An 18,570-nucleotide genomic window follows, 5' to 3' on the forward strand; every position below is an offset into this window, starting at 1 on the left:
CGCAGTCAGGTCGTGGTTTCTCCGGGTGTGTTGCGGCGGGTGAGGTCGTCGTCGCGGATCTGGGCGGTGGTCCGCTCGAGTGCGACGACCTGGTCGGCGAGCTCCGGGCGATTCGCTCGCAGCCGGGCGTGGACGGCGTCGTCGAGACTGGTCAGCGGGCCGACGAGGTCGGCGACGTCGTCGCCGGCAAGTGCGGCACGGAGACGGTCCAGCCCGGACTGATTCGCGGTCCGCGAGGACGAGACGGCCGAGGAACGGGCCTTGGAGCGATTACTGCGTGCGGACCGTCCGGTGGCCGTCGAGTCGAGGGCAGTCAGCTGGCCGGCGAGTTGCCGGAGCTCGGCCGCGTGTCCCCGCGCCCAGTCCGCGACCGCGCGGTCGGCGGAGCGCTGATTGCGCGTGGCCTCGACGCGCAACTCCCGGGTCGAGCCGGGAGCGTCGACGGCGTGCGGATTGAGCCGCAGGTAACGGCGTTCGGCCGCCTGCCTGCTGGCCAGCCCGAGCGCCGGTGCGATCTGTGCCCAGGTCAGCCCGCGCTCTCTCGCGGCGGTGATCAGCGCCGGTTCCCATCGGTCGAGGTAGCCACGGATCTCGTGCAGTTTCTCGAGGGCAGCCAGCAGGCGGTCCTGCCCGGACTCGTCCAGCTCGGACGTGTAGAGGTCGTAGAGATCCCCGAATCCTCGCAGCGCGCCGGTCCGTCCGAGCGGTACGTCGTCGTTGCTCTGATGCATCGCGATCCAACATCCCCTTCGTGTCGCCAATCCGTTGACGATGCTGCTTGTCATCGAATGGATGACATGCTATATCAGAGGTGCGTGTTGACACCACAGTTGATGTCCAACAGGAGGTGTGAAGCGATGTTGATGCGCACTGACCCGTTCCGGGAGCTGGACCGACTCACCCAGCAATTCCTGGGTTCACCCGGGACGCCGGGGACCTGGTCGCGGCCGACCCCGATGCCGCTGGACGCCTACCGCGTCGGCGATGAGTACGTCGTAGCTTTCGACCTGCCCGGCGTGGCCACGGAGGCGATCGAGCTCGATGTCGAGCGCAACGTGCTCACCGTGAAGGCCGAACGCCGGCCGCCGGACGTGGGCGGCGACAACGTCGAGATGCAGGTCGCCGAACGGCCGCTCGGGGTGTTCTCCCGGCAACTGTTCCTCGGCGACACTCTCGACGCCGACGGGATCAAGGCCGACTACGAGGCCGGTGTCCTGACCCTGCGGATCCCGATCGCCGAGAAGGCGAAGCCGCGCAAGATCGCCATCGGCACGGCGGATCAGCACAAACAGATCAACGCCTGACCCGCAGCTGCGCCCGGCGGTACGGCAGGCTGCCGCATCGCCGGGCGCTGCACCGCTCCGAGACTCGAGATCAGCCATGGACGACACCCGAGCAGCTCCGATCACCGACGACCTGTATGCGGTCCTCGGCGTGGAGTGCGACGCCGACGACGCCCGGATCGAGCACGCGTTCCGGGTCCTCGCCCACCGGCTGCATCCCGACACCCGACCGCCGGACGCGGATACCGAGCCGGTCGATCCTGAGGTCTTCCGACGCATCCTCGCGGCGTACGCCGTACTCCGTGATCCACTCGCCCGCCGCCGGTACGACAACCGGCACCGACCGACTCACCTCGCCGATCCCGGGACCGCCGCGGATCCGGCCGGTACCGCGGAAGGCTTCGCACAGCTGGCGCTGGAGTTGCACGAAGCCGACGGTGTCGAAGGGACCATCCGCGCTGTGGTCGACTTCGCGCTGAAGGTCCTGGCCTGCGACTATGCCGGCGTCGCGCTGCACACCGTCGACGGGTCCGACGAGCCTGCTCCCGTCGCCGATCCGTCTGTGCTCTCGCAGCGTCGGCCGGATTGGACCCAAGAGGTCGGCGGGCTCGGTGTCCGCAGCGTGCTCGAAGTACCTCTGCGGACCAGAGCCGGAGCGGTCGGCGTCCTGTGTCTCTACAGCACCGAACCGGAAGCATTCGGACCGCCCGAGGAAGCGATCGCGCACATCCTCGCCCGGCACGCGTCGATAGCGCTCGCCAGCGCGCAGCGCGAACATGACCTGTGGGAGCAGGCCGACGGGCGCAAGCTGGTCGGTCAAGCGGTCGGCATCCTGATGGAACGCAACAGTCTCGACGCCGACCAGGCTCTGTCCGTGATCAACCGCTATGCGCAGGAGACCAACGCGGAGCCGGGCGACGTCGCACGGAAACTCATCGACAGCAGCAAGCCCCCGGCTCGCCCCTGCCCCCACCCCTGACACGACTACCACTGGCGATGGTGGGCACTAGGCGGGTATGGGGCGTACTACATATGCAGAAGTGACAAGGCGGGCGCCACAACTCAGGTATGTCAGAACGTTGACTTGTGGCGCAGATCGCCTGTGGGACCTCATCACCAAGCCGGAACTGCTGAGCGGGTGGCTAGGAGCGACGCTCGTGAGCAACACGCAGTACGGCGGTTTCCTCGTCGCGACCGGTCCGCAGACACAGCAGACGGGCATCGTGACGACGTGCGAGCCGCCGCACTATTTCCAGGCGGCCTTCGACGACCCGCCACATCCCCCGGCCACGGTCCTGGTGGACGTCGTGCCGGCGCGGCGCGGTTCCCACCTGATCCTGACCCAGGGCGGCATCCACCACAGCCGGCTCGAGCACTACGACACGTTCTGGAGAACCGCCCTCGACCGCCTCGAGCAGGCAGTCGAAGGACGGACTCCAGTCACGCCGGTCCCCCGCCGGCCCGAGTCCGCAGGATGACGACGGGCGCGCGGCGGAGGGCCGGATCGATCAGGTGAAGATGCTGACGCCACCAGGGCCGACGAGCAGTCCGATCACGATCAGGGCAATGCCCCAGATCAGCTGGCCACGGAACAGCGAGAAGATCCCGGCGATCACGAGGATCGCCGCGATGATCCACAGAATGAGACTCATGGTCACTCCCAAATCTCTGGCCGGTGGTCCCGGCAGACCGAATCCCCGTTCTGACCTGGCCCGGTGCCCGCGCGGAAACCCACTCAAACTGCCTCGAGCCCTACCTCGGTAGGCGGCGGGTGTCGATGAGTTGCTGGGCGACGTCGCGGAGTTTGGTGTTGGTGTCCTGGGAGTAGCGTTTCAGGATCGCGAATGCGCGGTCGCCGTCGACGCCGTACCGCTCCATCAGGATGCCCATCGCCTGCCCGACCAACTTGCGGGCGTCGACCGCTTGGGCCAGCGTCGCCTCCTTGCGTGCGGTCGCCACCGCCACGGACGCGTGCCGCGCCAAGATGTGCGCTACGGCTTCGTCGTCGGCATCGAACGCATCCGGCGCCGCGCTGTACAGCCCCAGGACGCCGACCGTGCCGCTCGCGGTGGTCAGAGGTACGTCGAGAACGCTCCGCACCCCCAACGACAGCACCTTCGCAGACCAGTCCGGCCACCGATCGTCCGATGCGGTGTCGCGCACGAGGAGCGTGGTGTGATCCCGCATGCACGCGGTCAACGGGCCCGCCCCATCGGCCATCTGCCACCGGTAGATCTCCCCCACCACTGGGTCGGTCACCGCAGGAACCTCGGGCCCGGAGCGAGTGGCCAGCGCTACACCGGCGTACGAACAGCTCAACGCCTGCAGCGCGAACTCGACCACAGCCTGGACCGTCTCCTCGACACCGGCGGAGCCATGCAGCTCCACCGCAAGCCGCGCGAACATGTCGGCGGTCGCGTCCCGCTCCGGGCCGGGCGCCGCGAGGGCCTCTGCTGGGTCACCGAGTTCCATGCGCCTTAATCTGCCCGGAAACAATCTGCCCTGAAACCCTGCTGCCGCCAAAAACGCGGTTAATACACCGCCACCGGTCCCTGGTATCCAAGCGACAATCCCGCTGTCCGCCGTTCTCAGGTAGATTGAGATCGGCTCGTCTGGGCACTCTGGACGTTGTTTGCCATCGTTCGGAGACGAGGCGTGACCGGGTTCTTCACGGAGATCAACGGCCATTGGGTGGCTGACGCACAGCGGGTGATGACCACAGGGCTCGTCCCCGCGGGCTGGATCTGTGTCCGGTGCGGTGCTCATTTCGCCGACCGGCACGACCCGTACAGAACCCGATGCCCGGCCACCAACCGGCCGCACGGTCACGAGTTGTTCACCGATCCCCGCGACGGACTGCTCTACTGCCGGCGATGTCCCCTGATCGCCTACGACCTGGCCGACGTAGCCACCGAACCCCTGTGCCCGATGCCACTGCACTGATTCAGGGATCCGGGCGACATCACTTCATCGACTCCAGAATGCGATCGAGCGTCCGGCGTCCCATCCTGCTCATCGACGGATTGCTCTCGGCGTAGTACCAGACAAGACCCATCGCCTGTTCGAACGCCCATGCCTTGCCGCGCTCCCACTCCAGCTCGTCACAGGCCAGTGCCCGCCGGAGTACCTCCCGCGGACCTGACTGCAACAGGTGCCAGGCACTGACCAGGTCAAGCGCGGGGTCGGCCGGACCGAAGCCTCCGGTGTCGAGTACGCCGCTGAGCCGGTCCCCCACGACCAGTACGTTGCCGGGAATCAAGTCACCATGGCTCATCACGTCTGCACCCGTGCGCGCCAACTCCCGAAACTGGCTCCACACCCGGCGCAGCCGAGGTACGTCGAGCAGCCCCGCACTCTGCTCGAAGCACTCCGCTATCCAATCGTCGTGCTGAGCAAGCACGCCGCCACGGTTGTCACCGCTGAACAGCCGTCCCCGCGTCTCGGCGTTCCGCAGGTCCGCGATGAACGCCGCAAGGTCCTCGGCAAAGGCGTGCGACCCACTCGGGTCTGCGTCAGAGGCGACCGTTCCGGACAACCAGGTCTGCACCGACCACGGCATGGGATACCCCGCTCCAGGCTTTCCCAACGCGACGGGTTCCGGGACCGGAAACCGCGACACGTGCGCCAGCTCCGCGCTCGCCTCAGCTTCCCGCTCCAGAACCGCCAGCGCCTCGCCGGCATCGACCAGACGCAGCGGAAAACGCGCAGAGAGCCTGTCCCCGATCCGGAAAATCGCGTTGACCGTCCCAGTCGACGCCACCCGCCGGATCGCCTCACCCCTCCACTCCGGAAACTGCTCCCGAACCAAGGCCGCAACGATCCCAGTGCTCACCTCCACCTGATCATCGTGCATGTCCACTCCCGCGGCCCTTTCCCTCCGACAACCTCAACCGAGACGACAGCCAGTATTCACACGCCGGCACCCAGAGCAACCGAGATTCACAGGCGCCTACGGGTGTTACTGCAGTTCGGCAGACGTCTGGTGCCTTCGATTCCGCGCCGTTCCGGCTACCAGAATTCCGAGTAGGGCGGCCGTCAGGGGCACCGCGAGTCCGGTGCGGAAGGCGTCTGCGGTGAGTTCGCCGGACGCGGCCAGAACTGCGGCCACCACCGCCAGCCCGAGGGCGGAGCCGAATTGGAACGATGTCGTCAGTACGCCGCTCGCCAGCCCCTGCTCTTCCTCGGGCACTCGCTCGGTGGCCGCGATCGTCAACGGCCCGTAAGTGAGCGCGAACGCGAGCCCGAGCAGCAGGAACGCCGGCAGCATCGCAGCAAAGCTCTGCCCCAGCGGCAGGAACGCGGTGTAGGCGAGAGCCGCGAGTACGAATCCGCCGAGCACAACCCGCCCATTGCCGAACCGATTCACCAACCATGGCGTGAGTGTCGGGGCGAGTACGGCGTCGATGCCGATCACCATCAGCGCGAGGCCGGTCTCCACCTCGGACCAGCCGCGCAGCTCCTGCAAGTAGAGCACCGCGATGAACTGGAACCCGACGAAAGAACCGACCAGCAGAATCGCGCCGAGATTCGCCCGCACGAGCGCGGTGTTCCGCAACAGCCCGAGCCTGATCAACGGTGTGGATACCCGCTGCTCGATCAACGCGAAAGCTGCCAGGAGTACGAGGCCGATCGCCGCGGTCGACGTTGTCTGCGTCGGCGGCACCTCGGGCGCGCGGACAACTGTTGCCACTAGCAACAACATCGATCCGGTCAGCGTGAGCGCACCGACCAGGTCGAAGCCACCGCGATCCCTTGCTGCATTGTCTCGCGGGATCAGCGCGATCGCCCCGACCAGGATCACTGCCGAGACCATCACCGGCGCGAAGAACACCCAGCGCCAGTCGATCGCGCTGAGCAGCCCGCCCGTGACCATCCCCAAGGAGAACCCGCCGGCCGCGGTTCCGGCGTACACCAGGAGAGCTTTGTTGCGCTGCGGACCTTCGGGGTACGTCGTGGTGATGATCGACAGGCCCGCCGGGGTCATGAAGGCGGCCGCGATACCGGTCACGAAGCGGGCCAGGATCAGCACCCAGCCCTCGGTCGCGAACCCGCCGAGGCCGCTGAACAGCAGGAACACGACCAGCCAGGTGACGAACATCCGGCGGCGGCCGAGCAGGTCCGCAGCCCGGCCGCCGAGCAGCACGAAGCCGCCGTAGCTGAGCGCGTACGCGCTGACGATCCACTGCAGCTCGCCGGTGGCCAGCCCGAGCTCGGCGCGGATGGACGGCAGGGCGACTCCCATCATCGAGACATCGATGCCTTCGAGGAAGATCGCGCCGCAGAGTACGAACAGAACGGCCCAGGCGCGACCGGTCAGCCGTTGCGGGGTGACGGTTGATGACACAGGGACTCCCTTTCATGGTTACCTCTTGTAACTGACCCCATCATCAGGAACCATCGGGAGTTGTGGAAGAAGGCACTTCAAAGGAACCGAGTCACTCCTGCTGCACCGAGGACGCGTTCCAGTGGGACACGCGGGAGGACTGCGACGTACGGCAGATCCTCGACCGGATCGGCGACAAATGGTCGCTGCTGGTGATCGCACTCCTGGACAACCGGTGCATGCGGTTCACCGAGCTGAAGAAGACCATCGACGGCATCAGCCAGCGCATGCTCACCGTCACGCTTCGCCAACTGGAGCGCGACGGGCTGGTCAGCCGCACCGTGCATCCCGTCGTGCCACCACGCGTCGACTACGAACTCACTCCACTCGGCGTCACACTGCACGCGACGATCCAGTCGCTGGTTACCTGGACGGAGACGCATCAAGCAGAGATCGCCACAGCACGAGCCCGCTACGACACGCTCGGCGCGTCCTGAGATGAGCCAGCCGCGCCCCGACGGGGGCGCGGCTGGTAGGTGCTGACGACCAGCGGATCAGTGTTGCGGGTAGGCCGCGTCGACCTCCACCTCGACGAGCCAGCCGGAGACCGGGAGGTTCTCGATCTCCAGCGCGAAGCGGGACGGCCGCGACTTGTTGATCACGAACGGCTTGGCGGGTGGCGCCGTACCGAGCGGGACCGGGACATAGGCACCGGTGGTGAGATCGGTGTTCGCGAAGTACTGCCGGTAGGCACGGTTCCAGCCGGCGAAGTCGGCCGTCGCCGCACCGGCGGGATTCTGCAGGAAGACCCGCATCGTGTAGACGTCGGCGTAGGACAGTCCAACCGCCGCGAGGTTCTCCCCGATACGCCTGAGCACGTTGATGCCCTGGGCCTCGGTGATCGTCACCCCGGTGGGCAGCGCCCCGCCCGGGAAGATCGCGGTGTCGATGTACGACGCCTCGGACCCGGCCGGAGCGCCGGTGTTGAGAGCCGAAGGCCCGATCCCGCTCGTCTTGTAGACCGGCGTGTTCGCGCCGATCCCGACGCCGGTCGCGATCATCGGGTTCGCCTGGCCGGCCGGCAACGCCGGCACGACGGTCCCGGGCTTCGGCGGTCTGGGCTTGTCCCACCAGCCGGCCGCAGTACCGGCACCTGCTGTGAACGACACCACCAACGCCACAGCCCCAACAAGCAGTCGTGTTCTCATCGGCTCGCCACCACCCGGTCGTGCAACGCGGTCACCGTCGCCCGCGCCGACGTGATCGCGCCGTGCTGCCAGGCGATGACGTGGGACAGATGGTCCCCGGCGAAGTAAATGTTGCCGGTGGCATCGAGCAGCCGGGCGTAGATCCCGTCGGTCTGGGACGGCCAGCTGACCCAGGACGCCTCGGAGTACTTGGTGCCCAGCCAGTTCACCGAGAACGCCGCCTTCACGTCCTTGGTGTACACGTCACCGTGCATCTTGGCGCCTTGCATCAGCGCGCGCTCCAGACGCGCCGCCGGAGTCAGAGCGCCGTACGCGTTCGCGTTCGCGCCGGTGTTGTAGTAGCCGATCACGGTCCCGCGCTCGCCGTGGAAGTTGTACGACGGGTACCAGGTGTTGACCGTGTCGAGGCTGCTGTTGGTGATGCCGCCGTAGATCTTGTGGTCTTCCTCCCACCAGCGCCGGCCGTACTCGATGCCGATCTTGCCGGCGTTCGTCGGTCGTGCGTACTTGAGGGCCTCGATGATCGGCGCGGGCAGGTTGGACGGGACCTTCGCGGCCAGGTGCGGCGGCAGGGTGCAGATGGCGTAGTCCGCGGTGATCATCCGGGTCCGCGTCCCGTCCTTGTACGTGACCTCGACGCCGGAGCCGGTGTTCTTCAACCCGGTCACCTCCGCGCCGTACCGGATCTTGTCCTTGCCGATCGCGCGCTCGAACGCGTACGGGATCCGGTCCATGCCGCCGACCGGCTGGAACATCATCATCGCCTGGTCCCAGCCGAACTCGAACGAGAAGTAGTTCCCGACGCCGCTGGCGAACACATCACTCAGTGCGTACGGCGGGGCCGTCGTACCGCCCTCCAACCCGGCGCCCGGCTCGACGGTGTAGCCACGGCGGCCGTCGGTCCCGGTGTACGCGAAGCCGGCCGCCTTGTTCCCGATCGAGCCGAAGCTGCCGAGGAACCCGATCAGCGCTTCCTTATCGGCCGCGGTCAGCCGGCCGTCGAGCGCACCCTGGTCGGTGGCAGTGGCGAGCAACTCGGCGACGTAGCCGTACACGTCAGCCTTGGCGGTGCGATGCCGGATCGCCTTGTTCGACAGGGCAGTCGAGCCCTCGCGGTACAGGTATGCGTCGGCGTTCTGGTTGACGAACGGCTCGATCGCGACGCCGAGCTCGCGGCAGTACTCGAGCGTCACGTGGTGCTGCGGCAGCCGCGCCGGCCCGGCGTTCATGTACTGACCGGGCGAGAACGTCGCACGCTGGGTGTTGCCGGCCAGGTCGGTCTCCACGGTTCCGCCACGGACGGTCCAGTTGCGACCGCCCGGACGATTGCGGGCCTCCAGCAGGGTGACCTTGTAACCCGCCTTCAGGAGCTCGTACGCCGAGGTCAGTCCGGCGATCCCGGCGCCGAGGACGACGATGTGCTTGGCGCCGCGGCCGGTCAGGTCGGCCCGCGACGGAGCGGCGTACGCGGGAGTCTCGGCGACACTCGTGAGGCCGAGCGCCGACATCGTGGAGTACAGAACCCCCGCCCCACCGGTGATCCCGACCTGCTGCAGGAACTGACGTCTGGTCTGCGCCATACCTTCTCCTCACTGGGCAACTCACTGGGCGTTTGAGATTGCTGACCAGAAAGTTAAGGAGACGGTGTTGTCACGGCATGTCAGGAGCGTAAAGAGTTAACGCTCGTACCGACAGGTATGTTTCCACTTAACGAACATGTCAGCCCAGCCGCGCGTGCTCTACGCTGCGTCGGCTACTGGCCGGCGAGCTTGGCGACGACTGGGGCGAGGGTGTCGGCGAAGTTGGCGCCGATGACGAAGTACGAGAAGCCGATCTCCTCGCGGCGGCGTTGGATTTCTTCGGCGGCTGCCGCGGGGTCGCTGGGGAGTATGACGAGGGAGTCGGCCGCGCGGAGAGCTGCGGTGTCGAGGTTGGGAGCCGCCATGAATGGAGAGACACCGTGACCGACGGCGGCGACGTGCTGGGCCAGCTCGATGTCGCGGCGGCCGGCAAAGTCACGCACACGCTTCGTGGTTTCGACCCGATCGTCGTCCGCCGCGAGTACGAAGGTGACACCGTCGGCGACTTCCAGCGCCAAGGCCTGCGACTTCGGTCCGCTCACCGCCATGACGACCGGCGTGTGCAGATCGGGGCCGTCGAACTCACGCAGGGCGGCCACGGTCTCGCGCATCCTGGCGCGACGCTCAGTCTGGGAGACGGCAGGCAGTCCCAGTTCGACCTCGATCCCGGGTCGGCCGGCGCCGATACCCATTTCGAAGCGGCCGTCGGTGAGTACTGAGAGCGAGTGGGCCTCCCACGCGGTACTCCGTGATTCGCGCAGAGCGGCGGCATAGACCCAGGAGCCAATCCGCACGTCAGCGAGCGCGGCCGCGGTTGCCAGCGTGGGCCCAAGTGCCGGCTGCCAGGTAGGAACGTCGGGCATCAGCAACGTCGAGTAGCCGCTGTCGGCGATGCGGCGTACTCGGTCTCGCCACGTCGCTAAGTCAGAAACGATCGGCGCGACGACCCCGAATCGGAATGGTCTGGTTGCTCGCCCGGCCCGGTCGTTCATCGTGGTTCTCCTTCGAGTCTTAGATCCTGTTAGGTCCGCTTGCTCTCTCCACGAACCCGCCACCCACGATCCGACAACTCGATCGGAGTTCAATCGCCCATCAGCCGAGGACCCGCATGGCCGGCGAGGCACAGCCACCGGTCAGACTCGCGCACCCAGGTCTGCGTCATAGGCATCGTGAAGGTCTCGGGCTGACCTGTGCCGACGTCCACCCGATCAGTCACGATGCACCTCAAGACAGCCGTGTCACCTACGACGCGTACGTCGGGATCGTGCAGCACCTGGCCGTACCACTTGTTCGAGCCGCCCCGGTTCGAGTCGAGATACGACTCCAGATCGAACCAGTCACCCTTGTGCGACACCCAGCAGAAGCTGGGATGCAGAAGCTCTCGAAGGCTGTGCTCATCACGACTTGCCATCGCCTCGGCACGGCCGATCGCCGCAGCAAGAACATCGTCCGCGTCCGTCACAAAGGGCATCTAAACGCGCCGCAGGGACCCGGGCAACGACGCCAGATCAATCGTCGCAGTGAACAAGTCACCGCAGGGCTAGCTGGAATCGGTCGCCGAGCTGCTCGAGGCGGTCGACCGATTCGTTCGCGAAAACGATCCTGAGGAAGTGCTGTCCGCTGGGTCCCCAGCCGTCCATGGGCGTGGCCGCCACCTGCGCCCGGTGGAAGAGCGCGTGGCTCAGCTCGGACGGACTGAGTCCGAGTGGTCTGGTGTCCAGAAGCATCGACCAGCCGCCTTGGGGACGGATGACCGGGTATGAGGCCAGTTGGGTCAGCACTGTGTCGCTGCGGCGTCGCCATTCAGCGGTTGCCGTCGCTACGTCGGCATCCGCGTCGACAGCGTTGAGGGCAGCTGCGACGGCGTTCTGGGCCAAGCCGACCTGGCAGACGACGTTCGTCATCCCGACCAGCCGGATGTCCCCGATGATGTCGGCGGGACCGACGACCCAGCCGACGCGCCAACCGATCAGTCGCAACTCTTTCGAAGCTGAGCCGACGGTGATGGTCCGCGGTACCAGAGCCTCATGTGTGGCGGGATGACTGGGCCCGAGGCCGTCGAACCGCAGCCGCTCCATGGCGGCGTCGTAGATCAACCAGGCGTCGTACCGCTCGCAAGCAGCCGCAAGAGCGGACCAGTGAGTGTCGTCCAGCACCAGGCCTGTAGGCATGGCCGGGCCCATCATCAAAACAGCCGCCGTCTGCGGTCCGACCGCGTCGGCAAGTCGCTCGGGATCCACCGTCCAGCCGTTCTCCGTCACCTCTGCCGGGACGAAGTGGGGTACGCCGCCAACCAGGCGTACGCGGTTGACCAGACCGGCGTAAATCGGGTCACACAACACGACCTCCTGGCCGGGCTCCACAGTGGCGAGCAAGGTGTTGAGGATCCCGTTCAGCCCGCCGGCGACGCTGACGCATTCGGTATCAGGGTCGTAGTTACGTCGGGCGATCCGGCCGACGTGTGCCGCAGCGGCCGTGCGCAACGAGCGATGGCCCTGGAATGGCAGGTAGCTGTTGGCTGCATCGTCGTCGATCGCGGCCCGGGTGGCGGCGAGCGCAACCTCAGGCGGCCGGAGGTCGGTGTCGAGATTCTCCAGACGCAGGAACGATGGATCGCCGGTGGCGTCGGCTGAGTCGCCCACCACGTCGACCCCGATCCCAGGGATCTCCCGAAGTCTGCTCACCGTCATGGCACTCCCCCATCGTGTTCTATCTACTGGTACGTCGATAGCAGTATCCTGATACACATGAACTCGACGCAAGTGGTCGGCGATGCCGTGCACCGATTGCGTACCGAGGCCGGGATTTCCTTGGCCACGCTCGCGCAAGCCTGCGGTGTCAGCAAGACAACGCTGCACGGCATCGAGCAGGGCCGAGGCAATCCGACGTTGAGTACGTTGTGGTCCCTCGCGACCGCCCTGCAGGTTCCGCTCGGTGAACTCCTGGAAGCGCCGGCCCGCGGTCCAGAAGTCGTCCGCGCCGACGACCACCAGCGACCGCGCGTCGAGGGCGACGCAGTCAGCGCTCGCCTGCTCCACCGCGTGAAACTGCGCGGAACTGTCGAGGTCTATGACATTGACGTGTCACAGTCACAGCAGGAGTCAGCACCGCACCTGCCGGGCGTACAGGAGTGCCTGGTGCTCACTCGCGGGCGGATCAGCGTGGGACCAGCCGATGCGCCTCCAGAGCTGTCCGAGGGCGATTCCATCCTCTTCGACGCCTCACGCACGCACGTGTACCAAGGGCACGACCAGGACAATCACGCCGTACTGCTGATGTTCCACGCCGAGGGGTGATTGACCGGCCGAGCTGACTCAGAACTTTCAGGTCTGTTTCGGTGACCGGAAGCTGTCGCAGCCGTCGATCAGCCCGAGCGTCCGAACTCTCTCCAAGTTTGGTGGACGCCGTCCACGTTCGTCAGCTTAGTGGACGATGTCCACGCCGTTATGCTGTCGGCATGGACGAAGGGGCGACAGAGCAAACACCACGACGGCAGCGTCGGCGGGGCGACGTTCGCGCGGGACTCGTCGCGGCTGGAGTTGAGCTCGCACGTGCTGGTGGCCCCGATGCCGTCGTACTGCGAGAAGCCACGCGGATCGTCGGCGTCGTACCCAATGCCGCCTACCGACACTTCGCCGATCGCGACGAACTACTCGCCGCGGTCTGCACCGCCGCGATGAAGGAACTCGCTGACCGCATGGCCGCCGGCATCGCGCGCGTCCGCGGCAAACGCGGCAACCCCGCCGCAGCCCAGCGTCGACTGGGCGCGATCGGCACCGCCTACCTGCGGTTCGCCCAAGACGAGCCCGGCCTGTTCGCAACCGCATTCGCCCTACCACAGCAGCACACGTACGCGGCCCGCGACGAACCGGACCGCAGCCCACTCGGACTACTGCGCGACGCCCTCGACGAACTTGTCGAAGCCGGCGCCCTGGACCCACAACGACGCGTCGGCATCGAATACCCCATCTGGGCGCTCGTCCACGGCACCGCCGTCCTCACCGGACAAGGCCCACTCCGCGACGTCCCCGCCGCCCAACTCCGCCGCATCGAGTCCCTCAATCTCAACTTCGTGGGCGACAGCCTCACCTGACCCACCCCAGCTCAGATCCGACACGGCGGCCGAACGTCGTTCGACCTGTCAGCGGGTCGTGCCGGCGCGGCGTTTGTTGTAGATGTCGAAGGCGACGGCCAGTAGGAGCACCAGGCCCTTGACGACGGACTGGGTTGACTGGTCGACGCCCATCAGCTGCATGCCGTTGCTCATTACCGCCATGATCAAGCCGCCGACCATCGCACCGACCACCGTGCCGACACCGCCCGCGACGGCCGCGCCGCCGATGAATGCTGCCGCGATCGCGTCCAGCTCGAACATGTTGCCGGCGGCGGGTTGTGCGCCGTTGGAGCGGGACGAGTAGATGACGCCGGCGATGCCGGCCAGGAATCCCATGTTGACGAAGATCCAGAAGTTGACCTTTCGCACCTTCACGCCGGACAGCATCGCGGCCGGCAGGTTGCCGCCGATCGCGTAGATCTGGCGGCCGAACACGGTGTTCTTGGTCATCAACCCGTACGCCGCCACCAGCACCCCGAGCACGATCAGCACGATCGGCAGGCCGCGGGCGTGGGCAAGCTGCCAGGCGAAGTACATGACGACAGCGGCAACGACCAGCACCCGGGCGACGAACAGCGGGAACGACTCGACCGGCTGCTCGTAGCGGATTCGCGCCAGCCGGGTGCGGAACACGCCGACCGCGTACCCGGCGACCGCGATCGCCGCGATCAGCAGCGTGAACGCGTCGTAGCCCTGCCCGCCCATCAGCCCGTTCAGGAAGCCGCTGGCAACCTTCTGGTACTGCGCCGGGAACGGCGACAGCGAGACGTTGTCCAGGACCTCCAGGGTCAGGCCCCTGAACAGCAACATGCCGGCCAGCGTCACGATGAAGGCCGGCATGCCGACGTACGCCACCCAGAAGCCCTGCCACGCGCCGACCGCCGTACCGACCGCCACGGCCGCCACGATGCCGATCCACCACGGCTGGTCGTGCTGAATGACCAGTACGGCGGAGACCGCGCCGGTCAACGCGACGATCGACCCGACCGACAGGTCGATGTGACCGGCAATGATCAGGATCACCATGCCGATCGCCAGCACCAGGATGTACGAGTACTGGAGCACGATGTTGGTGATGTTGCCCGGGCTGAGCAGGACACCGTGGGTGAGCGAGGCGAAGAGCGCGACGATCACGATGAACGCGATGTAGATGCCGCTCTGCCGGAGGTTGCGCATGACCAGGGTCAGCGGATCGCTGGTGCCGATGTGCAGTGCGGCCGAGGACGTGCTCTCGGTCTGTTCTGCCGGAGCGGAAGGTTTGGTGCTGGTCATCCGGCGAGCTCCTTCTCCATCGTCATCAGCGCCATCAGGCTCTCCTGAGTGGCCTGGCCCACCGGCAGCTCGCCGGTGATCCGGCCGGCCGACAAGGTGTAGATCCGGTCGCACATCCCCAACAACTCGGGAAGTTCGGAGGAGATCACGACGACCGCCTTTCCCTGCGCCACCAGCCGGTTGATGATCGTGTAGATCTCGAACTTGGCGCCCACGTCGATACCGCGGGTGGGCTCGTCCAGGATCAGCACGTCCGGGTCGGTGAACAGCCACTTGGACAGCACAACCTTCTGCTGGTTGCCGCCGGACAGCGTGCCGACGACGTCCAGGACCGTGCGGGTCTTGATGTTCAGGTCGCGCCGGCCCTGCTCGGCGACCTTGATCTCCTCGTTGCCGTTGACCCACCCGGCCCGGGCCAGCTTGCCGAGCCCCGCGGCCGAGATGTTGGCCCGTACGTCGGCGATCAGGTTCAGTCCGTACCGCTTGCGATCCTCGGTGGCGTAGGCGATGCCATGCTGGATCGCCTCGGCCACCGTCCGGGCCCGGACCTCGCGGCCGTGCAGATACAGCCGGCCGCTGATATTGCGTCCGTACGAACGCCCGAAGACGCTCATCGCAAGCTCGGTCCGTCCGGCGCCCATCAGACCGGCGATGCCGACCACCTCACCGGCCCGCACCGTGAGCGACGCGCCGTCGACGACCTTGCGCGGCTGGACCGGGTGCCACACCGTCCAGTCCTCGATCCGCAGTACCTCCGCACCCGGCGCGGAATCCCGGTCCGGGTAGAAGCTCTCGAGGTCCCGGCCGACCATGCCGCGGATGATCCGCTCCTGCGTGACGTCCCCGGACGCCATGTCGAGCGTCTCGACGGTACGGCCGTCGCGGATCACCGTCGTCGAGTCGGCGATCGCGGTGATCTCGCTCAGCTTGTGCGAGATCATGATGCAGGTGATCCCGCGGTCGCGCAGCCGTCGGAGCAGATCGAGCAGGTGCGCCGAGTCGACGTCGTTCAGGGCGGCCGTCGGTTCGTCGAGAATCAGCAGCCGGACGTCCTTCGACAACGCCTTCGCGATCTCCACCAACTGCTGCTTGCCGACCCCGAGCTGGATGACCGGGGCGACCGGGTTCTCGTCCAGCCCGACCGAGGCCAGCAGGCCGCGGGCGTCGGCGTTGGTCCGGTTCCAGTCGATCAGGCCACCGCGGCCCCGGCGCTCGTTCCCGAGGAAGATGTTCTCCGCGACCGACAGGTACGGCACCAGCGCCAGCTCCTGGTGGATGATCACGATGCCGACGGCCTCGCTGTCGCGGATGCCGGCAAAGTGCACCGGCCGCCCGTCGAACCTGATCTCGCCGTCGTAGGCGCCGGCCGGGTAGACGCCGGACAGCACCTTCATCAGCGTTGATTTGCCGGCGCCGTTCTCACCGCAGATCGCATGGATCTCCCCGCGCCGGACCACCAGCGACACATCCTCGAGCGCCGTGACGCCAGGGAACCTCTTCGTGATCCCTCGCATCTCGAGCAGTACGTCGTCCACCGGCCGGGACCGCCCGTCACTTCGCCTGGCCGGCAGCGACCTCGGCGGCCGTGTAGTAGCCAGAAGCAACGAGTTCCTTCTGGATGTCCGGCTTGAAGACGGTCTGGATCGGCAGCAGGTACGCCGGGACCACCTTCACGCCGTTGTCGTACGACTTGGTGTCGTTCGCCTCCGGCTGCTTCTTCTGCAGGAACGCCACCGACGCGTTGCCGGCCTGCTCGGCCAGCAACCGGGTGTCCTTGAAGATCGTCGAGCTCTGTACGCCGGTGTTGATGAGCTTGACCGACGCGATCTCGGCGTCCTGGCCGGTGATCGCCGGGATCGGGTTCGCCGCCGTGCCGTAGCCCACGTTCTGCAGGGCGGTGATGATGCCGCGCGAGATTCCGTCGTACGGCGAGAGCACGCCGTTGACCTTGGCGCCGTCGTTGTAGCTCGAGGTCAGCAGGTCCTCCATGCGCTTCTGCGCCGCTTCCTGCTGCCACCGCAGGATCGCGACCTGCTCCATCTTGGTCTGCTTCGACTTGACGACCAGCGAGCCGTTGTCGAAGTACGGCTTCAACGTGTCCATGGCGCCGTTGAAGAAGAAATGGGTGTTGTTGTCGTCCAGCGAGCCGGCGAAGACCTCGATGTTGAACGGTCCGGTCTTGGTTCCCTTCGAGCCGTCCGCATTCTCCAGACCGAGGCCGCGCAGGAGTGCCTTGGCCTGGGCCACCCCGACTTTGTAATTGTCGAAGCTGACGTAGAAGTCGACATTCTGGCTGCCGCGGATCAACCGGTCGTAGGCGATCACCGGGATCTTCTTGTCGGCCGCGGCCTGCAGCTGACTGCTGAGCGCGGTGCCGTCGATGGCCGCGATGATGAGTACGTCGGCGCCCTGGGTGATCATCTGGTCGACCTGCTGGGACTGGGTCGGGATGTCGTCGTTCGCGTACTGCAGATCGACCTTGTATCCCTTGGCTTCGAGCTTCTCCTTCACCGCCTTACCGTCCGCGATCCAGCGCTCCGACGTCTGCGTCGGCATCGAGACGCCGATGGTCAGGTCACCCGGCTGCTGACTTGCGGTGTCAGTGGTCCCGCCTGCTCCCTGTCCGCCGCAGGCCGCGAGGCCGAGCACCAGCAGAGCGCCACTCAGGGTGGCAATAAACCTCTTCTTCACAGGACTCGCCCCTTCCGGCCCCGATGTCCGTCCCCATTTAGTGGCCCCACATCGGACTGTTAGCGCTCACATGTTGGCGTCGCCAAACCCATCGGTCAAGACTTCAGCAGCTAATGGTCGCGTTAACAATTCCGCGACGTCGCGGCATTTGACCCATCCGGCCCGGACCTGACAGTGCGACCATCGGTGCATGGGATTCACTTCCACGGCGGTTGCCGGCACGCCCATCCTGGACATCACCTTCGAGCAGGCCGGACCGGCTGACGGCGTACCGGTCATCCTGTTGCACGGGTTCCCGTACGACGTCCGTTCGTACGACGAGGTCGTGGCGCCACTGGTAGCGCAGGGCGCGCGCGTACTGGCGCCGTACCTCCGCGGCTTCGGGCCGACCACCTTCCGCGATCCGGCCACGCCGCGCTCGGGGCAGCAGGCCGCGCTGGGGCAGGATCTCGTCGACTTCATGGACGTGCTCGGCCTCGAGTCCGCCGTGCTGGCAGGTTACGACTGGGGCGGCAGAGCCGCGTGCATCACTGCGGCCCTGCTTCCCCAGCGGGTCAGGGGACTCGTGACCGTCGACGGATACAACATCCAGAACATCGCGGCTGCGAACGAGCCCACTCTCCCCGAGTGGGAGAGCATGCTCTGGTACCAGTACTACTTCCACTCCGAGCGCGGACGGCATGGTCTCGAGCAGCATCGCGAAGAGCTTTGCTCGCTGCTGTGGCGCACGTGGTCACCGACCTGGACGGAAGCAGGCGAAGCCTTTGCCGCAAGCGCATCGAGCGTGCACAACCCAGACTTCGTGGACGTGGTCATCCACTCCTACCGTCACCGGTTCGGCCTGGCCGACGGCGACTCTCGCTACCAGCGGACCGAGGAGCTGCTCGCGGAGCAACCACCGATCACCGTCCCGACCGTGATGGTGGAGAGCGGTGCCGACGGGCTGCTCGGACCGGGTCCCGCAGCCGACCGGGACCACTTCACCGGCCCCTACGAACATCTCATCCTCGAGGATGTGGGACACAATCCCCCGCAGGAGGCACCCGACCGCTTCGCCGCTGCGGTCCTGAGTCTCCTATGAGACTCAGCCCTTTGCCGT

At 66.7% G+C, this 18,570-nt stretch carries 21 protein-coding genes; 8 read left to right on the forward strand and 13 right to left on the reverse strand.

Translation table 11 applies throughout. The features are described 5' to 3' along the window. Nucleotides 1-5: 5 nt before the first annotated feature. Nucleotides 6-731 (reverse strand): hypothetical protein, encoded by a 726-nt coding sequence (locus EV653_RS14850; RefSeq protein ID WP_134103058.1) that lies wholly within the window; start codon nt 729-731, stop codon nt 6-8. 126 nt (nt 732-857) lie between these two features. Between EV653_RS14850 and EV653_RS14855 the strand changes: the two genes are divergently transcribed. The 3 genes from EV653_RS14855 (at nt 858) to EV653_RS14865 (ending at nt 2,761) form a co-directional block, all read left to right on the forward strand. Beyond that, nucleotides 858-1,304 (forward strand): Hsp20/alpha crystallin family protein, encoded by a 447-nt coding sequence (locus tag EV653_RS14855; RefSeq protein ID WP_134103062.1) that lies wholly within the window; start codon nt 858-860, stop codon nt 1,302-1,304. Nucleotides 1,305-1,380: 76 nt separating this feature from the next. Next, a complete protein-coding gene (locus EV653_RS14860; protein ID WP_134103066.1) occupies nt 1,381-2,262 on the forward strand; it encodes a DnaJ domain-containing protein in 882 nt (293 codons plus the stop codon). A gap of 37 nt (nt 2,263-2,299) precedes the next feature. Next, nucleotides 2,300-2,761 (forward strand): SRPBCC domain-containing protein, encoded by a 462-nt coding sequence (locus tag EV653_RS14865; RefSeq protein ID WP_134103069.1) that lies wholly within the window; start codon nt 2,300-2,302, stop codon nt 2,759-2,761. Between the two features lie 30 nt (nt 2,762-2,791). Here EV653_RS14865 and EV653_RS41135 read toward each other — a convergent pair whose 3' ends face one another. Both EV653_RS41135 and EV653_RS14870 read right to left on the reverse strand, forming a co-directional pair. After that, nucleotides 2,792-2,935, reverse strand: coding sequence for a GPGG-motif small membrane protein (locus EV653_RS41135; protein ID WP_166679398.1), 144 nt, complete (start codon nt 2,933-2,935; stop codon nt 2,792-2,794). A 100-nt stretch (nt 2,936-3,035) separates the two neighbouring features. Continuing rightward, entirely contained in the window at nt 3,036-3,755 is a 720-nt protein-coding gene (locus tag EV653_RS14870) for a GAF and ANTAR domain-containing protein (RefSeq protein ID WP_134103073.1), read from the reverse strand. Between the two features lie 183 nt (nt 3,756-3,938). Between EV653_RS14870 and EV653_RS14875 the strand changes: the two genes are divergently transcribed. Beyond that, the gene (locus tag EV653_RS14875; protein WP_134103076.1) at nt 3,939-4,226 is read left to right on the forward strand and encodes a hypothetical protein; all 288 of its coding nucleotides are present in this window, start codon (nt 3,939-3,941) and stop codon (nt 4,224-4,226) included. Nucleotides 4,227-4,245: 19 nt separating this feature from the next. Here EV653_RS14875 and EV653_RS14880 read toward each other — a convergent pair whose 3' ends face one another. Then, nucleotides 4,246-5,136 carry an aminoglycoside phosphotransferase family protein gene (locus EV653_RS14880; RefSeq protein ID WP_134103079.1) on the reverse strand — a complete coding sequence of 297 codons (891 nt, stop codon included), beginning with the start codon at nt 5,134-5,136 and terminating at the stop codon, nt 4,246-4,248. Nucleotides 5,137-5,241: 105 nt separating this feature from the next. Further along, the gene (locus EV653_RS14885; RefSeq protein WP_134103081.1) at nt 5,242-6,627 is read right to left on the reverse strand and encodes an MFS transporter; all 1,386 of its coding nucleotides are present in this window, start codon (nt 6,625-6,627) and stop codon (nt 5,242-5,244) included. A gap of 62 nt (nt 6,628-6,689) precedes the next feature. Here EV653_RS14885 and EV653_RS14890 point away from each other — a divergent pair, with 62 nt between their 5' ends. Further along, nucleotides 6,690-7,103, forward strand: a complete 414-nt coding sequence (locus tag EV653_RS14890; RefSeq protein ID WP_134103083.1) for a winged helix-turn-helix transcriptional regulator — start codon at nt 6,690-6,692, stop codon at nt 7,101-7,103. Between the two features lie 57 nt (nt 7,104-7,160). Here the strand turns inward: EV653_RS14890 and EV653_RS14895 are convergent, their stop codons facing one another. From EV653_RS14895 to EV653_RS14915, 5 genes are all read right to left on the reverse strand, one after another. Continuing rightward, a complete protein-coding gene (locus EV653_RS14895; RefSeq protein WP_134103086.1) occupies nt 7,161-7,814 on the reverse strand; it encodes a Rid family hydrolase in 654 nt (217 codons plus the stop codon). Then, entirely contained in the window at nt 7,811-9,394 is a 1,584-nt protein-coding gene (locus tag EV653_RS14900; RefSeq protein ID WP_134103089.1) for a flavin monoamine oxidase family protein, read from the reverse strand. Before EV653_RS14900 ends, EV653_RS14895 begins: the two co-directional genes overlap by 4 nt. Nucleotides 9,395-9,567: 173 nt before the next feature. Further along, nucleotides 9,568-10,386, reverse strand: a complete 819-nt coding sequence (locus tag EV653_RS14905; RefSeq protein WP_134103092.1) for an LLM class flavin-dependent oxidoreductase — start codon at nt 10,384-10,386, stop codon at nt 9,568-9,570. A gap of 89 nt (nt 10,387-10,475) precedes the next feature. Next, a complete protein-coding gene (locus EV653_RS14910; RefSeq protein WP_166679399.1) occupies nt 10,476-10,856 on the reverse strand; it encodes a nuclear transport factor 2 family protein in 381 nt (126 codons plus the stop codon). A gap of 67 nt (nt 10,857-10,923) precedes the next feature. Continuing rightward, nucleotides 10,924-12,078: a pyridoxal phosphate-dependent aminotransferase gene (locus EV653_RS14915; protein ID WP_202871601.1), complete on the reverse strand. Its 1,155-nt coding sequence runs from the start codon at nt 12,076-12,078 to the stop codon at nt 10,924-10,926. 63 nt (nt 12,079-12,141) lie between these two features. On the opposite strand from EV653_RS14915, the gene EV653_RS14920 reads away from it, so the two are divergent. Further along, complete coding sequence (locus tag EV653_RS14920) at nt 12,142-12,690, forward strand: helix-turn-helix domain-containing protein (protein ID WP_134103102.1); 549 nt, start codon at nt 12,142-12,144, stop codon at nt 12,688-12,690. Nucleotides 12,691-12,851: 161 nt separating this feature from the next. After that, nucleotides 12,852-13,487, forward strand: a complete 636-nt coding sequence (locus EV653_RS14925) for a TetR/AcrR family transcriptional regulator (protein ID WP_134103105.1) — start codon at nt 12,852-12,854, stop codon at nt 13,485-13,487. Nucleotides 13,488-13,535: 48 nt separating this feature from the next. On the opposite strand, the gene mmsB is transcribed toward EV653_RS14925, so the two are convergent. Genes mmsB through chvE form a run of 3 tightly spaced genes read right to left on the reverse strand, consistent with a single transcriptional unit; the run spans nt 13,536 to nt 17,471 of the window. After that, on the reverse strand, nt 13,536-14,780 hold the full coding sequence (gene mmsB / locus EV653_RS14930) for a multiple monosaccharide ABC transporter permease (RefSeq protein WP_134103108.1): 1,245 nt from the start codon (nt 14,778-14,780) through the stop codon (nt 13,536-13,538). Continuing rightward, entirely contained in the window at nt 14,777-16,315 is a 1,539-nt protein-coding gene (gene mmsA / locus EV653_RS14935; protein ID WP_134103111.1) for a multiple monosaccharide ABC transporter ATP-binding protein, read from the reverse strand. Before mmsA ends, mmsB begins: the two co-directional genes overlap by 4 nt. Nucleotides 16,316-16,331: 16 nt before the next feature. After that, complete coding sequence (gene chvE / locus EV653_RS14940; protein WP_134103114.1) at nt 16,332-17,471, reverse strand: multiple monosaccharide ABC transporter substrate-binding protein; 1,140 nt, start codon at nt 17,469-17,471, stop codon at nt 16,332-16,334. Nucleotides 17,472-17,661: 190 nt separating this feature from the next. On the opposite strand from chvE, the gene EV653_RS14945 reads away from it, so the two are divergent. After that, nucleotides 17,662-18,552 (forward strand): alpha/beta fold hydrolase, encoded by an 891-nt coding sequence (locus EV653_RS14945; protein WP_134103117.1) that lies wholly within the window; start codon nt 17,662-17,664, stop codon nt 18,550-18,552. The last annotated feature ends 18 nt before the right edge of the window (nt 18,553-18,570 follow it).

It is taken from the genome of Kribbella pratensis, assembly GCF_004365355.1.
In the GTDB taxonomy this organism is placed as follows: domain Bacteria; phylum Actinomycetota; class Actinomycetes; order Propionibacteriales; family Kribbellaceae; genus Kribbella.

What these genes read in the sequence shown, in the direction of transcription:
- EV653_RS14850 (WP_134103058.1), bottom strand. Translation starts at nt 731, where the DNA reads ATGCATCAGAGCAACGACGACGTACCGCTCGGACGGACCGGCGCGCTG.
- EV653_RS14855 (WP_134103062.1), top strand. Translation starts at nt 858, where the DNA reads ATGTTGATGCGCACTGACCCGTTCCGGGAGCTGGACCGACTCACCCAG.
- EV653_RS14860 (WP_134103066.1), top strand. Translation starts at nt 1,381, where the DNA reads ATGGACGACACCCGAGCAGCTCCGATCACCGACGACCTGTATGCGGTC.
- EV653_RS14865 (WP_134103069.1), top strand. Translation starts at nt 2,300, where the DNA reads ATGGGGCGTACTACATATGCAGAAGTGACAAGGCGGGCGCCACAACTC.
- EV653_RS41135 (WP_166679398.1), bottom strand. Translation starts at nt 2,935, where the DNA reads ATGAGTCTCATTCTGTGGATCATCGCGGCGATCCTCGTGATCGCCGGG.
- EV653_RS14870 (WP_134103073.1), bottom strand. Translation starts at nt 3,755, where the DNA reads ATGGAACTCGGTGACCCAGCAGAGGCCCTCGCGGCGCCCGGCCCGGAG.
- EV653_RS14880 (WP_134103079.1), bottom strand. Translation starts at nt 5,136, where the DNA reads ATGCACGATGATCAGGTGGAGGTGAGCACTGGGATCGTTGCGGCCTTG.
- EV653_RS14895 (WP_134103086.1), bottom strand. Translation starts at nt 7,814, where the DNA reads ATGAGAACACGACTGCTTGTTGGGGCTGTGGCGTTGGTGGTGTCGTTC.
- EV653_RS14900 (WP_134103089.1), bottom strand. Translation starts at nt 9,394, where the DNA reads ATGGCGCAGACCAGACGTCAGTTCCTGCAGCAGGTCGGGATCACCGGT.
- EV653_RS14905 (WP_134103092.1), bottom strand. Translation starts at nt 10,386, where the DNA reads ATGAACGACCGGGCCGGGCGAGCAACCAGACCATTCCGATTCGGGGTC.
- EV653_RS14920 (WP_134103102.1), top strand. Translation starts at nt 12,142, where the DNA reads ATGAACTCGACGCAAGTGGTCGGCGATGCCGTGCACCGATTGCGTACC.
- EV653_RS14925 (WP_134103105.1), top strand. Translation starts at nt 12,852, where the DNA reads ATGGACGAAGGGGCGACAGAGCAAACACCACGACGGCAGCGTCGGCGG.
- mmsB (WP_134103108.1), bottom strand. Translation starts at nt 14,780, where the DNA reads ATGACCAGCACCAAACCTTCCGCTCCGGCAGAACAGACCGAGAGCACG.
- EV653_RS14945 (WP_134103117.1), top strand. Translation starts at nt 17,662, where the DNA reads ATGGGATTCACTTCCACGGCGGTTGCCGGCACGCCCATCCTGGACATC.